Raw genomic sequence first — 14,348 nt, forward strand, 5'->3', positions numbered from 1 at the left:
TTCTTTGGCCCACAGTTTGGCCTCTACGGCGCTGTTTCTCAATCATAACTGAATGAAAACAAGGGCAATGGAGAGCCAAGTTTCCAAGGATGTTCACTCCTTTACTTTAAAAAATAGTAATAATAAAGGAGGAACCGCAATGAGAGGAAAAAGTCGTGCTTGAAGCCTACCGTAAACACGTCGAAGAGCGTGCTGCCGAAGGAGTTGTACCTAAACCACTAGACGCTGAGCAAGTTGCTGGCCTTGTGGAACTTCTTAAAAATCCCCCTCAAGGTGAAGAAGAGTTCCTTCTTGACCTTCTAGAGAATCGTATCCCGCCAGGTGTTGATGAAGCTGCATATGTTAAAGCCGGTTTTCTGACCGCAGTAGCAAAAGGCGAAGTTTCTTCTCCGTTAGTTAGCCGTGAAAAAGCGGCACAGTTGCTAGGTACAATGCAAGGTGGTTACAACATCGCGCCATTAGTTGATCTATTGGACGACGATGCTCTAGCGTCAATTGCTGCAAAAGCGCTGTCTCATACTCTGCTTATGTTTGATGCTTTCTACGATGTGGAAGAGAAAGCGAAAGCAGGTAACGCGTATGCACAACAAGTTCTACAATCTTGGGCTGATGCGGAATGGTTCGAGTCTAAGCCTCAGCTGCAAGAAAAAATTACACTGACGGTATTCAAGGTTACTGGTGAAACAAACACCGATGATCTGTCTCCTGCACCTGATGCTTGGTCTCGCCCTGACATCCCAGTGCACGCTTTAGCCATGCTGAAGAACGAGCGTGACGGTATCAATCCAGATCAACCTGGTAGCATCGGTCCAATCAAACAGATCGAAGAACTGAAAGAGAAAGGCCATCAACTGGTTTATGTTGGTGACGTAGTCGGTACCGGTTCTTCGCGTAAATCTGCGACTAACTCAGTACTTTGGTTCATGGGTGATGATATCCCTAACGTACCGAACAAACGTGCTGGTGGTTACGTACTTGGTGGCAAAATCGCTCCTATCTTCTTCAACACTATGGAAGACGCAGGTGCACTACCAATCGAAGTTGACGTATCTAAGCTGAACATGGGCGACGTCATTGACGTATACCCATTTGAAGGCAAAGTATGTAGCCACGAAACTGGCGAAACTCTGGCTGAATTTAAGCTAAAAACAGAAGTACTGATCGACGAAGTTCGTGCTGGTGGTCGTATTCCACTGATCATCGGTCGTGGTCTGACTGACAAAGCTCGCCAATCTCTAGGTCTAGAGCCAGCAGATTTCTTCCGTAAGCCAGGTGACGTTGCTGATTCAGGCAAAGGTTACTCGCTTGCACAGAAGATGGTTGGTAAAGCGTGTGGCGTAGAAGGTGTTCGTCCAGGTACTTACTGTGAGCCGAAGATGACGACAGTTGGGTCTCAGGATACTACTGGTCCTATGACGCGTGATGAGCTAAAAGACCTTGCGTGTCTTGGCTTCTCTGCTGACCTAGTAATGCAGTCTTTCTGTCACACATCTGCGTACCCTAAACCAGTTGACGTAAACACTCACCACACACTTCCTGACTTCATCATGAACCGTGGCGGTGTTTCTCTGCGTCCTGGTGACGGTGTTATCCACTCGTGGCTAAACCGTATGCTTCTGCCTGATACAGTTGGTACAGGTGGTGACTCGCATACTCGTTTCCCACTAGGTATCTCATTCCCTGCAGGGTCAGGCCTGGTTGCATTCGCAGCAGCAACCGGTGTTATGCCACTGGATATGCCAGAGTCAATCCTGGTTCGCTTTAAAGGTGAAATGCAGCCGGGTATCACGCTACGTGACCTTGTTCATGCAATTCCTTACTACGGCATCAAACAAGGTCTATTGACGGTTGAGAAAGCAGGTAAGATCAACGAATTCTCTGGTCGCGTTCTAGAAATCGAAGGTGTTGAGCACTTAACGGTTGAGCAAGCGTTCGAGCTTTCAGATGCGTCAGCAGAACGTTCAGCAGCAGGTTGTACGGTTAAGCTGTCTCAAGAGTCAATCGAAGAGTACCTAAACTCGAACATCACTATGCTTAAGTGGATGATCTCTGAAGGTTACGGCGACCGTCGTACAATCGAGCGTCGTATCACTGCAATGCAAGAGTGGTTGGATAATCCAGAGCTAATGGAAGCGGATGCGGATGCGGAATACGCGCACGTAATCGAGATCGATCTAGCGGAAATCAACGAGCCAATCCTATGTGCTCCAAACGATCCAGATGACGCTCGTCCACTTTCAGAAGTTCAAGGTACACAAATCGATGAAGTCTTCATCGGCTCATGTATGACGAACATCGGTCACTTCCGTGCAGCAGGTAAACTGCTTGAGCAATGGGGTGGTTCACTAGAGACACGTCTATGGGTGGCTCCGCCAACTAAGATGGACCGCGATCAGCTAACGGAAGAAGGTTACTACGGTATCTACGGCCGTGCTGGTGTTCGTATCGAGACTCCTGGATGTTCACTATGTATGGGTAACCAGGCTCGTGTAGCAGACAAAGCAACAGTGATGTCTACTTCAACGCGTAACTTCCCGAACCGTTTAGGTACAGGTGCGAATGTTTACCTGTCTTCTGCAGAGCTAGCGGCAGTAGGTGCAATCCTAGGTCGTATTCCTACTAAGGAAGAGTATCTAGAGTATGCGGCTAAGATCAACGCGACAGCTGCTGATACTTACCGTTACCTGAACTTCCATAAGATGGAACAGTACACTCAGAAAGCGGATACGGTTATCTTCCAAGAGCCAGCATAAGCTTTATTAGGTAAAAGACGAAAACCGCAGACAGTGTCTGCGGTTTTTTTATAACCAAACTATAGGGGGGATGATTGGTTTTTATAACTTAACTTGCAACATCGCTGCGACATTGCGCGCGGTTAACTCAATATTTTTTTCTGCTTCAGCGAATGCGGTTGGCAGATCCATAGAACGGTTGACCACCGAGAATACGGCATCAATACCATGCTCATGAACGACGCCACAATCGTGAGACAAACAGCCCGCGATACCAATCACTGGCACGAAATGTTTGTTGGCCGCACGAGCAACACCAATGGGCGTTTTGCCATGAATCGTTTGACTGTCAATACGACCTTCACCAGTGATAACCAGATCAGCATCTTCGATGATTTCTTCCAGATTAACCGCGTCCATCACAATCTCAATACCAGGACGAAGCTCCGCATTGAGAAGCCCTATCAGAGCTGCTCCTAAACCACCTGCCGCCCCAGCGCCTGGACGAGTGAGAACATCTTGGCCGAGTTGCGCTTTGATTATGCTTGAGTAGTGTGCGAGGTTTCGATCTAGCTGCTCAACCATGTCAGGCGTCGCGCCTTTTTGCGGACCAAACACTTGTGACGCACCTTGAGGTCCACATAACGGATTATCTACATCACATGCAACTTCTAGACGTACTTGCGCTAGTCGGGGATCGAGACCTCGCATATTGATACGGTGAAGTTTGGAAAGCTCGCCACCACCAAAGCCAAGTGACTCATAATTCTCGTCCAGAAGGCGAATACCTAGTGCTTGCGCCATGCCTAGCCCCCCATCATTAGTCGCGCTGCCGCCAATACCAACGATGATATGCTCCACACCTTTATCTAGCACCGCTTTGATCAGCTCACCAGTACCAAACGTTGTGCTAATCATCGGATTACGTTTATCTGGATCGACCAAGTGCAAACCAGATGCCGCCGCCATTTCGATGATCGCTGTTTTGCCATCTCCCAGTAGTCCATAGAAGCCAGAAACAGGTTCGCCAAGTGGGCCGGTTACTGAGTGCTCAACTATTTTGCCACCAGTCGCATCAACAAGAGATTGAACGGTGCCTTCACCGCCATCAGCCATTGGCAGTTTGATGTACTCTGCATTTGGCAGGATGTGTTTAAATCCTTGCTCGATAGCGATAGCAACTTCCATCGCGCTTAGACTTTCTTTATAAGAATCTGGAGCAATAACAATTTTCATAGTGATACCTAAACGCCTTAAACAAATAAACCAAACACACCAAACATCATGGTAGAGACAAACGCGATCATCAGACCAACTGCTGACTCATAAGGTATGAGCTTAAGACGCTCGCGGATATCCATGTTGAGTGCGCCACCTGTGGCGTGGAAGAAGCTACCATGAGGCATGTGATCAAGAACGGTTGCACCTGAGTGAATCATTGCTGCGCCTGCCAGTGCAGGAACACCAAGCTCTAGAATTGTGTGGCTAAATACGCTCGCTGCTACTGCTGTACCAGCAGTTGTTGAAGCGGTGGCCAGTGACATCATTGCGCCAGAAATTGGTGCAAGTAAGTATGATGGCAAGCCAGAAGCAGTGAGGACTTCAATTAGACCGCCTTTAAGGCCAGAGTTCGCGATGATGCCTGCGAGTGTACCTGTGCCTAATAGCATCACAGCGACAGGAGCCATACGGGTTAGACCTGATACAGCAAAGTGGTTGGTGTCGTTAAAACGCCCCATGACAACCGTGCCGATTAGGCCACCAAGAGGTAAAGCTATAAGAGGGTCAACGTTAATACCTGCGATTGGTCGCAGTGCCAGTAGAGCGATAGCAACAAGTGGGGCGACAATGGCAGCGGCAAAGGTTGGCAGTTTTTTGCGATTAACCGAAACGACTTCGCTTGGTTGTACCATGCTGCCTTTGTTGCTCAGACGTTTCGCCAAAAAGTAAGCGAGAGTAAGACCAAACAGGCCAGGTACCACGCCAGCAAGCATGACTGAAGTCAGTGGTACGTCAAATGCGTCAGCGGCTGCGATGGCATTTGGGTTCGGTGACATCACGTTACCAGCTTTACCACCGCCAACCATCGCCAATAGGATCGCAGTTTTAGAAATGGAAGCACGCTGGGCAATAGCTAAAGCAATGGGAGAGACCGTAATAACGGCAACATCAACGAATACACCAACTGAGGTTAGAATGAGAGTCGCTAGCGCCAGCGCAAGTAGTGCACGTGTTTCTCCGACTTTTTTGACAATCGTTTCAGCGATAGAAGTTGCCGCACCAGATTCTATCAGTACACCAGCTAATACGCCGGCAGCCAGAATACGAAGTACTGCTGTCACGATACCTTGAGCACCTCCAATCATCAGAGAAACGGTATCCGTTAGTGAGACACCACCAACGACACCACCAATTAAGGCACCGATGATCATTCCGTACGCTGGTGGAACTTTCTTTAGAATTAGAGATATCGCCACAATTAATGCAGCTAATGCTCCAAGAGTAGAGACTTCAATCATATATAATATCCACAGTAGTAATTAACTCTGGCTAATATAAAAGACGGGGTTTAGACAGTCTTTGGATGATGAAACAACTTTTTTTGAAAAAAAACGCCCAATTACTGTGCGTCTGCACAAGAATCGTTTTTCAAGTGAATAAATGAGCTACCAAGATAAAGCTGGATTATTGAGTCTAAATTATTGATATCTAATGAGGTTATCTTTGATATTCTATCAAGGCGATAGCGGAGCGTGTTACGGTGAATATGAAGCTCTCGGCAGGTTTGATGTGCATCGCAATTCTGTTTGAAATAGACGTTAAGAGTCTTTATAAGTGTGCCTTTAGAATCATTAAGTTGCAGTAATTGATACGGATGACACAGTTGTTGTAGATGCCAGGGTTCATTTTTTACTGCGCTTAGCAGCACGGGAATTCGGTAGTCTTGGCAGACAAATACTTGTCCAGCCTGATTTTTAGTCAAACCCATCGTCCGTTTAGCGGTTTGATAAGACAGAGCGATCCCCTGTAAAGAGGGAAAATAGTCGCCCAGAGTGATGCGGATCTTGAACCTCCCTTGTTTCTTTACCCGCCGTAGCAATTGATTTGCCCAATGCATGTCGATTTCTTTCGACCAACCATTTGCGGTGAGAGTGATTGGCTTAAGTACGATGACTTCATGTTCTGAGACTGAAAGAATCCCAACTAAGTTATCACGCTCTGGATATTCGAGTAGGTGCACCAACTGCTGTAAGTGCTCTAGGTTCATTGGTGTATCATCGCTAGGTATTACTTTTACGACAACAGCAATTCTCGGTTGAGAAAGATCGAGATCAAGCCGTTCCGCGATCGAGTTCAGTTGATTGTCATTTAACGTTGAGCCCTGGACAAGTTGAAGCACAAGCTCTTCTCTATGGCGTTTGTTCCACTCAATTTGCGACATGAGCACAGCCTGTTCGACGATCAACTCTGCCGTCATTTTTACCAATTCACCATAATGGTGAACCTCTTCTGGTGCACCGGATATGCCAATCACACCAATTACCTGATTGCGATAAACAATTGGCAAATTAATCCCCGGTTTGACACCTTTGAGATTATTCATAACGGCGTGGTTGATCTCGACAGTACGCTTCTCATTGATTGCTAGTACGGCACCTTCATGCTTTTGTTGCAAGCGTGTACTGTCACCTGAGCCGATAATACGACCTTTTTCATCCATGACATTGATCGAATAAGAGATGATAGTCATTGTTCGTTCGACGATTTGTCGGGCAATGTTTTCGTTTAACTGCATGCTCGCTATGTAAACCCTGCTCTAGAGGTGGTTTAGCAAGGTATATTAACTGATAATAATGAGTATCAGTATTGATTTAACTTATATAATTGTTAGTTAAAATAATTTAAGGAAATGAGATGGACTACGAATTTAAGAAAAACACCTTAGATGGTAGTTATTATTGTCACTGTTCGATGGAGCATGAAATCATTGGACGTTGGTTACAAGAGGAAATCGGTAAAGATCAAAGTCACATTGCAGACGTTGAAGCTCTGATTGCATCTGCTATAAACAAGCCGACCCAAGAGTTTTCGCTTTTAGGGCGCGAAATCAGTTTGATGATTTGTGGCGATGAAGTGACGGTACAAGATAATGCGTTACTGCATCATTATGAGCAAGATGAAGACAGCGAGTTCGAATTGTATGACAGTGAAAGTACAGCCAGCTGTGGTATCGAAGACTTCACGATCCTAATAGAGCAGTGGAAAGATTTTTTGAACATTTAATGCACAGTTTTGGGTATTCAACCTTGGCTTGCTTTATCATTGGGAAAAAGGCGCACCATAATGGTGCGCCTTTTTTGTTTGTATCATTGCCAGTAGAGGTTATTTTTTTAAAATCAATGAGTTAAAAACTTGGCACGTAGATTGGATTATAAGAAGTGTTTCAGGATGAATGCTTCGGAGAGAATTTAATGAAAATAATCAATGCCATTATCAAGCCATTTAAGTTAGACGATGTACGTGAAGCGTTGGCTGACGTAGGCATCGAAGGGATGACAGTATCAGAAGTTAAAGGGTTTGGCCGCCAAAAAGGCCACACCGAGTTGTACCGCGGCGCGGAGTACCAAGTGGACTTTCTACCAAAAGTAAAAATAGAAATCGCAACTCATGCAGATAATGTCGATCGTGTGGTAGAAGCCATCACAAAAGCGGCGCAAACAGGAAAAATTGGTGACGGTAAAATTTTTGTATACGACCTGAATCAAGCTGTTCGCATCCGTACTGGTGAAATGGACGCAGAAGCACTTTAAAAGTATTCAAGGGATTGGAGACACTATTATGGAATTAGCAACAACAGTAACAGAGTTACGTTACGCACTAGACACTTTTTTCTTCCTCATTTCCGGTGCATTGGTCATGTGGATGGCAGCGGGTTTTGCCATGCTTGAAGCTGGCCTCGTTCGCTCTAAAAACACAACAGAAATTTTGACTAAGAACTTCTGTCTGTACGCGATTGCTTGCACGACTTACTTAGTTGTAGGTTACAACATCATGTACGTTGATAATGGCGAAGGTGGTTGGTTACCATCACTAGGTGCCCTTATTGGTTCTCAAGGTGAAGGCGCAGACCATTCACTAGAATCAGACTTTTTCTTCCAGGTAGTATTTGTTGCGACAGCGATGTCTGTAGTTTCAGGTGCGGTTGCTGAGCGTATGAAGCTATGGTCATTCCTGATCTTCTCTGCAGTTCTTACTGCATTTATCTACCCAATGGAAGGTTACTGGACATGGGGCGGTGGCTTCCTGTCAGCAGCAGGCTTCAGTGACTTCGCTGGTTCAGGTATTGTACACATGGCAGGTGCATCTGCTGCACTAGCTGGTGTTCTGCTACTAGGCGCTCGTAAAGGTAAATACGGCAAGAATGGTGAAATCCACCCAATTCCAGGTTCAAACATGCCTCTAGCAACGCTAGGTACATTTATCCTATGGTTCGGTTGGTTTGGCTTTAACGGTGGTTCTCAGCTAATGGTTTCTGACTTCGAGAACGCAACAGCGGTAGGTCAAATTTTCCTAAACACTAACGCGGCAGCAGCAGCGGGTTCAATTGCAGCACTGTTTGTATGTAAAACAACGTGGGGCAAAGCTGACCTAACTATGATCCTAAACGGTGCATTGGCTGGTCTGGTTGCTATCACTGCAGATCCACTTTCACCATCACCGCTATACGCTGTTGCTATTGGTGCAGTTGCTGGTGCAATCGTAGTATTCAGCATCATCGGCCTGGACAAGCTTAAGATTGATGATCCAGTTGGTGCGATTTCAGTACACGGTGTATGTGGTTTCTTCGGCCTAATGGTTGTTCCTCTAAGCAACGGTGACGCGACATTCGGTGCACAGCTTCTAGGTGCAGCAGTTATCTTTGCTTGGGTATTCGGTGCAAGTCTGGTTGTTTGGGCAATCTTGAAAGCAACGGTTGGTATCCGAGTAAGCGAAGAAGAAGAGATGGAAGGCATGGATATGCACGACTGTGGTGTAGGTGCTTACCCAGAGTTCGTGACAGCAAAATAACATTTACCATGTAGCATGTTGTTACACTTCACATAATAAAAACCTGCCATTAATGGCAGGTTTTTTTGTATCAGTTATTGTTTTACTATTGAAGATACATATAATAACGCAACTGATAAACGTTATCATTACGGTAGATTTCTTAAAGGATTGATTCATGAAAAAAGTGCTAACTCTTTCTGCTTTGGCTTGTGCAACACTTGCTCCAACAGCTATGGCTGCTGAAGAAGTGAACGTATATTCATACCGTCAACCATTCTTGGTTGAGCCTATGTTCAACGAGTTCACTAAAGAGACTGGCATCAAAGTGAACGTTAAGTTTGCTAAGAAAGGCCTGGCAGAAAAACTGGTTCAGGAAGGCGAATACAGCCCTGCTGATGTTCTTCTAACCGTTGATATCAGCCGTCTAGCTGAACTCACTGAAAAAGGTGTTGTTCAACCGGTTGAGAGCCCTGTTTTAGAAAAGAACATTCCTGCTCAGTACCAAGATACAGCTAATGAATGGTTTGCTCTGACGACTCGTACACGTAGCGTTTACTCTTCTCGTGACCGTGTAGGCAAACTTGGTGAAGATTTCACTTACGCTGACCTGGCTAAACCAGAATTCAAAGGCAAGATCTGTACTCGTAGTGGTAAGCACCCATACAACGTATCTCTGGTTTCTTCTATGATCGCTCACCAAGGTGAAGCGGCGACAAAAGAATGGCTAGAAGGCGTTAAAGCTAACCTAGCTCGTAAACCTCAAGGCAATGACCGTGCACAGGTTAAAGCAATCAAAGAAGGTCTGTGTGACGTTTCTCTTGGTAACAGCTACTACCTAGGTAAGATGGTTAATGATAAAGAGCAGAAAGCTTGGGCTGACGCGGTATACATTAACTTCCCTAACCAAGAAACAACCGGTACTCACGTAAACATCTCGGGCATGGCAATGGCGAAATACTCGCCAAATAAAGAGAACGCACTTAAGCTTATGGAATTCTTAGCTGGTGATACTGCACAAAGCATGTACGCAGAAGTAAACTTTGAATACCCAGTTAAAGCTGACGTTAAGCCTTCTGAGCTTGTCGCATCTTGGGGTGAGTTCAAGGCAGATACGCTTTCTCTGGACGAGATTGCTGATCACCATGAAGCCGCGATCAAGCTATTAGACGAAGTTAAGTTCGACCTTTAATCGTTAGTTTGATATTCCTCGGTGAGCAGTTGATTCTCCGATGATAAATTTACAGCCTCAAGTCGCTCTTTTATCTGAGTTACTTGAGGTTGTTTGTTTATAAGGGTATAACTAGCCCTCATCGATTAAAAGGATATGAGATGTATTTGCAGATGCATTTATCTCTCGCTCAGCCTGGCTGTAAATAGGCGATGAAAGAAAAAAATTATTTATGGAAAACCAGTAGTGGAGCTTTGGCTTTGCTACTGGTTTTACCGATCTTAGCTATCTTCTACACCGCAATTGGTGAAACGGACGAACTGTTTGGACACTTGATGTCAACGGTTATGCCGACTTATATCTATAACACCGTGACGCTAACCATTGGTGTGATGGTGTTGTCTTTAATTTTTGGCATACCATGTGCGTGGATTATGGCGATGTGTAAACTGCCGACTGAGAAGTGGCTGCAGTGGGCGCTCGTTTTACCGTTAGCGATGCCAGGATATATCATCGGGTATATTTTTACAGACTGGTTTGATTTTGCCGGACCGATACAGATCTTTTTACGAGAGATAACGGGATGGGGACCTAGAGAATACTGGTTCCCGGATATTCGTACTTTGTCTGGAGCGACCTTTGTTCTCTCTCTGGTACTGTATCCATACGTCTATCTACTTTGCCGAGCTTCGTTTATGGAGCAAAACGTCTCTTTGTTACAAAGTGCACGCCTTCTAAAATGTTCGCCATGGGAAAGCTTTTGGCGTATTTCTCTGCCTTTAGCGCGTCCTTCTATCGCCGTCGGTTTATCACTTGTTGCGATGGAAACCATCGGTGACTTTGGTACCGTCAGTTACTTTGCGGTGAATACGTTAACGACCGCGGTATACGATACATGGTTGGGTTACTCTAATCTTAACGCTGCCGCCAAAATTTCCGCGATAATGCTGGTAATTGTCGTGCTGTTGCTAAGTTCAGAGCGCTATAGCCGCAGAAAGCAGAAACTATTCCAGAGCCAGTTTAACAGCCATGAAGATTTCCGTTATGAACTGACAGGCTGGAAAAAATGGGCAGCACTGCTCTGGTGTTGGGGGTTAGTTTTAACCGCATTTATCCTGCCGCTGATGCAGCTGGTCGATTACTCAATTACTTACTTCGAGCAAAGTTGGACGCCACAATTCCGTGAGTATGCCTGGAATAGTCTGGTCGTGTCGGTTATCGCGGCAATCATTGGTGTTGTTGTTGCTCTGGTGGTGAATTTTACTTACCGAGTCAATGGCAAGAGGACAACGCTTACCTTTATACGCTTATCCTCAATGGGGTATGCGGTGCCTGGTACGGTACTCGCGATTGGTGTGATGGTGGCTGTTTTATTTATGGATCACCGCATCAATGATGTTGCCAAAGCAATGGAGTGGGGCAGACCTGGGCTAATATTTTCAGGCTCAATGTTTGCCATTATTTTTGCCATGGTTGTGCGTTTCTCTGCCGTTGCCATTGGTAGTATCGAAAGTAACTTAAACAAAATCTCCCCGTCCTTGGACATGGCATCACGCACCATGGGTTGCACACCGAATTCCATGTTATGGCGTGTTCACTTTCCGCTGGTTAAGCGTGGCGCACTTATCGCTGCTCTGTTAGTTTTTATCGAGTCGATGAAAGAGCTCAATGCGGCTCTTCTTTTGCGCCCGTTCAACTTTGAAACACTGGCAACCTACGTTTATAACTTTGCTTCGGACGAGCACTTAGAGTTGGCAGCTTTACCGGCTGTGTTGTTGGTTTTTGTTGGGTTGATCCCACTTGTTGTCGTTAACCGTTCACTGGAGCAAAATCACTAATGAGCTGCGCATTATCAATTAAAAACCTGACCTGCCACTACGATGACCAAACGGTTTTAGAGTCATTATCTCTTGAGGTTGAGCAAGGCCAGATTGTGTGTCTGTTGGGTGCTAGTGGCTGTGGTAAAACGACATTACTAAAAGCGGTAGCGGGATTGCTGCCTTTGTCTTCTGGGCAAATGAGTCTCAACAGCTTGATTATTGATGATGGTGAGAATTGGCTACCGCCAGAACAGCGCAATATTGGTATGATCTTTCAAGACTACGCGTTATTTCCGCACCTTACTGTGGCTGAGAATATCGCTTTTGGTCTGAAGAATGAAACGGCCCAACAGAAGCTTTTGAAAGTGGAAGAGATGTTGGGGTTGGTTCACTTAAAAGGCTATGGGGATCGCTATCCTCATCAGCTGTCAGGTGGTCAGCAGCAACGTGTGGCTATTGCCCGTTCTTTGGCTTACAAACCTGATTTGCTGTTATTGGATGAGCCGTTTTCCAACATTGATACGCAAGTGCGTCACGAGCTGATTCGCGAGATCCGTAAAATTTTTAAGCAGCAAGGTGTAACTGCGATTTTCGTGACTCACAGTCGAGAGGAGGCTTTTGCCTTTTCAGACAAGATGGCCGTGATGAACAATGGCATTATTGAGCAGTATGGAACAGCTTCAGAGTTGTACTACCAGCCTTCGAGCAAATTTGTCGCTGATTTCCTGGGCGGTGGTAGCTATTTGGCTGCAACCAGAGTGTCACATGGCGAGTTTGAGACGCATCTGGGTGTGATAGAAGCAAGTGCTCAGCAGGACATTCAATTGCAGGAAGAATGTGCGTTACTACTTCGTCCTCAACATGTTCAGGTTCAGGCTGATGAAGAAAGCGCCGTGAAAGTGCTGGAGCAACACTTTATGGGTGATCACTGCCGCTATGTGATAGATGTGAACGGAGACAGATTGCTGGCTACTTCCGTGCAGGCTTTGAATGTGGGTGACAGCGTTGCAGTAAAAATCGATACTCAGGGTGTATTGGCGTTTGCTTAACGTTTGTATTCCAGAAATAAAAAGGCCCGGCGGTGATGCCGGGCAAGTGTTCCTCTACTTGCGACTTAAGTGACTGCCAGCAACTTGAAGCCAGACAAGTTCAGGTTAAAGAGACAAGAAGTCTTTAAACTGTTGAAGAACACGTTCCGCAGTATCTTTATCTTCCATCTCGGCAAATATACGCAATAGCGGCTCAGTACCAGAGAAGCGAGCAATAATCCATCCACCGTTGTTAAAGTAGACTTTTGCGCCATCTTCGTAGCTGACTTTTTCGATTTCAAATTCAAACTCAGGTAACTGTTTATCAACATAAATCTTGTTGAATAACGCTTCTTTTTGCCCAGGTTTGAACTTGCAATCACCTTCAGCCATATAGGCATAGCCATACTTACTGTAGATTTCATCTAATAGCTCGGATAGCTTCTTACCGGTAACGGAAATCATTTCTACTAACAAGCTGGAAGCAAACACCCCATCTTTGCCTTTTATATGGCCACGAATGGTTAAACCACCTGAACTTTCCCCGCCGATCAACGAGTCATCTGCTTCCATTTGAGAGCTGATGTGCTTAAAGCCTACTGGTACCTCAAAGCACTTTTCACCGTGATCTTGTGCGATTTTATCGAGCAGGTGAGTGGTTGCGATGTTACGTACTACAGAGCCTTTCCAGCCTTTGTATTCCAGTAAGTAGTAATACAATAAGATCAGAACTTCGTTGGGATGAATGAAATTCCCTTTTTCATCGATAATGCCCAAACGGTCAGCATCACCATCAGTGCCGATACCAATGTCGTAACCTTGTTCCTCGACTAAGTGCATCAAACGGTAAAGCGTTGCTGCACTTGGTGATGGCATTAAGCCACCAAAATCTGGGTTTTTTCCATCGTTGATGACATCCACGTCACAACGACCATTGATCAACACAGTTTGTAGCGCATTCTTTGCCACACCAAACATAGGATCGACAAGCACACGGAGATTGGCTTTTTTGATCGCTTCTATATCGATAAAGTTGATGATTGAATCCACGAATTCGTTCATCGGGTTAATGACTTCAATTAAGTGATCATCGATAGCCTGTTCAAAGTCGACACTTTTCACATCGCTTGCTGTGAGCGTGGCGATTTGATCTTCAATCTTCTGGGTGATGATTTCATCCGCGTCTCGACCGCCCTCGATAAAGACTTTAATCCCGTTGTAGTCGGCAGGGTTATGCGAAGCCGTGATACATGCTGAGTAAGCGCAGTTCATCTCCTTCGCTTTGAACATAACAATCGGCGTTGGGACAAACTTATCGATGAAGCTCACGACAATGCCATTTGCTGCCAGTACCTCAGCGAACCAGCGGCCTGCTTTGTCAGAAAGAAAGCGGCGATCATAGCCAATCACAAAGCCGCGTTCCGCGACAGATTCTGCATTGGTGATGTTTGCGACTGCTTGAGCAACCAAGCGTACATTCTCTTTAGTGAATTCTTCACCAATGAATGCGCGCCAGCCACCTGTACCAAATTTGATCATGATTCGATCC

11 protein-coding genes are annotated in these 14,348 nt (G+C 45.6%); 7 read left to right on the plus strand and 4 right to left on the minus strand.

The window, feature by feature from the left end; genetic code table 11:
- The first annotated feature begins 155 nt into the window (after window positions 1-155).
- Window positions 156-2,753, plus strand: coding sequence for a bifunctional aconitate hydratase 2/2-methylisocitrate dehydratase (gene acnB, locus RXX31_RS08285; RefSeq protein ID WP_317588670.1), 2,598 nt, complete (start codon window positions 156-158; stop codon window positions 2,751-2,753).
- 81 nt (window positions 2,754-2,834) lie between these two features.
- On the opposite strand, the gene RXX31_RS08290 is transcribed toward acnB, so the two are convergent.
- From RXX31_RS08290 to RXX31_RS08300, 3 genes are all read right to left on the minus strand, one after another.
- Complete coding sequence (locus tag RXX31_RS08290) at window positions 2,835-3,968, minus strand: glycerate kinase (protein ID WP_317588671.1); 1,134 nt, start codon at window positions 3,966-3,968, stop codon at window positions 2,835-2,837.
- Window positions 3,969-3,985: 17 nt separating this feature from the next.
- Window positions 3,986-5,251 (minus strand): GntP family permease, encoded by a 1,266-nt coding sequence (locus tag RXX31_RS08295; RefSeq protein ID WP_317588672.1) that lies wholly within the window; start codon window positions 5,249-5,251, stop codon window positions 3,986-3,988.
- Window positions 5,252-5,352: 101 nt separating this feature from the next.
- Window positions 5,353-6,528, minus strand: a complete 1,176-nt coding sequence (locus tag RXX31_RS08300) for a sugar diacid recognition domain-containing protein (protein ID WP_317588673.1) — start codon at window positions 6,526-6,528, stop codon at window positions 5,353-5,355.
- Window positions 6,529-6,647: 119 nt separating this feature from the next.
- On the opposite strand from RXX31_RS08300, the gene RXX31_RS08305 reads away from it, so the two are divergent.
- The 6 genes from RXX31_RS08305 to RXX31_RS08330 all read left to right on the plus strand — a co-directional run bounded on the left by RXX31_RS08305 (window position 6,648) and on the right by RXX31_RS08330 (window position 12,820).
- On the plus strand, window positions 6,648-7,016 hold the full coding sequence (locus tag RXX31_RS08305) for a YacL family protein (RefSeq protein WP_317588674.1): 369 nt from the start codon (window positions 6,648-6,650) through the stop codon (window positions 7,014-7,016).
- 188 nt (window positions 7,017-7,204) lie between these two features.
- Complete coding sequence (locus tag RXX31_RS08310) at window positions 7,205-7,543, plus strand: P-II family nitrogen regulator (protein ID WP_005386570.1); 339 nt, start codon at window positions 7,205-7,207, stop codon at window positions 7,541-7,543.
- A 28-nt stretch (window positions 7,544-7,571) separates the two neighbouring features.
- On the plus strand, window positions 7,572-8,801 hold the full coding sequence (locus RXX31_RS08315) for an ammonium transporter (protein ID WP_317588675.1): 1,230 nt from the start codon (window positions 7,572-7,574) through the stop codon (window positions 8,799-8,801).
- A 157-nt stretch (window positions 8,802-8,958) separates the two neighbouring features.
- Window positions 8,959-9,972 (plus strand): Fe(3+) ABC transporter substrate-binding protein, encoded by a 1,014-nt coding sequence (locus RXX31_RS08320; RefSeq protein WP_317588677.1) that lies wholly within the window; start codon window positions 8,959-8,961, stop codon window positions 9,970-9,972.
- Between the two features lie 191 nt (window positions 9,973-10,163).
- Window positions 10,164-11,789, plus strand: a complete 1,626-nt coding sequence (locus tag RXX31_RS08325; RefSeq protein ID WP_317588678.1) for an iron ABC transporter permease — start codon at window positions 10,164-10,166, stop codon at window positions 11,787-11,789.
- The gene (locus RXX31_RS08330; RefSeq protein WP_014232919.1) at window positions 11,789-12,820 is read left to right on the plus strand and encodes an ABC transporter ATP-binding protein; all 1,032 of its coding nucleotides are present in this window, start codon (window positions 11,789-11,791) and stop codon (window positions 12,818-12,820) included. The genes RXX31_RS08325 and RXX31_RS08330 overlap by 1 nt, the downstream gene beginning before the upstream one ends.
- 105 nt (window positions 12,821-12,925) lie before the next feature.
- On the opposite strand, the gene RXX31_RS08335 is transcribed toward RXX31_RS08330, so the two are convergent.
- Complete coding sequence (locus RXX31_RS08335) at window positions 12,926-14,338, minus strand: phosphoglucomutase/phosphomannomutase family protein (protein WP_317588680.1); 1,413 nt, start codon at window positions 14,336-14,338, stop codon at window positions 12,926-12,928.
- Window positions 14,339-14,348: the final 10 nt, after the last annotated feature.

The sequence above is a fragment of the Vibrio sp. EA2 genome, from assembly GCF_033042495.1.
Taxonomy (GTDB): Bacteria; Pseudomonadota; Gammaproteobacteria; order Enterobacterales; family Vibrionaceae; genus Vibrio.

What these genes read in the sequence shown, in the direction of transcription:
- RXX31_RS08290 (WP_317588671.1), bottom strand. Translation starts at nt 3,968, where the DNA reads ATGAAAATTGTTATTGCTCCAGATTCTTATAAAGAAAGTCTAAGCGCG.
- RXX31_RS08295 (WP_317588672.1), bottom strand. Translation starts at nt 5,251, where the DNA reads ATGATTGAAGTCTCTACTCTTGGAGCATTAGCTGCATTAATTGTGGCG.
- RXX31_RS08300 (WP_317588673.1), bottom strand. Translation starts at nt 6,528, where the DNA reads ATGCAGTTAAACGAAAACATTGCCCGACAAATCGTCGAACGAACAATG.
- RXX31_RS08305 (WP_317588674.1), top strand. Translation starts at nt 6,648, where the DNA reads ATGGACTACGAATTTAAGAAAAACACCTTAGATGGTAGTTATTATTGT.
- RXX31_RS08310 (WP_005386570.1), top strand. Translation starts at nt 7,205, where the DNA reads ATGAAAATAATCAATGCCATTATCAAGCCATTTAAGTTAGACGATGTA.
- RXX31_RS08315 (WP_317588675.1), top strand. Translation starts at nt 7,572, where the DNA reads ATGGAATTAGCAACAACAGTAACAGAGTTACGTTACGCACTAGACACT.
- RXX31_RS08320 (WP_317588677.1), top strand. Translation starts at nt 8,959, where the DNA reads ATGAAAAAAGTGCTAACTCTTTCTGCTTTGGCTTGTGCAACACTTGCT.
- RXX31_RS08325 (WP_317588678.1), top strand. Translation starts at nt 10,164, where the DNA reads ATGAAAGAAAAAAATTATTTATGGAAAACCAGTAGTGGAGCTTTGGCT.
- RXX31_RS08330 (WP_014232919.1), top strand. Translation starts at nt 11,789, where the DNA reads ATGAGCTGCGCATTATCAATTAAAAACCTGACCTGCCACTACGATGAC.
- RXX31_RS08335 (WP_317588680.1), bottom strand. Translation starts at nt 14,338, where the DNA reads ATGATCAAATTTGGTACAGGTGGCTGGCGCGCATTCATTGGTGAAGAA.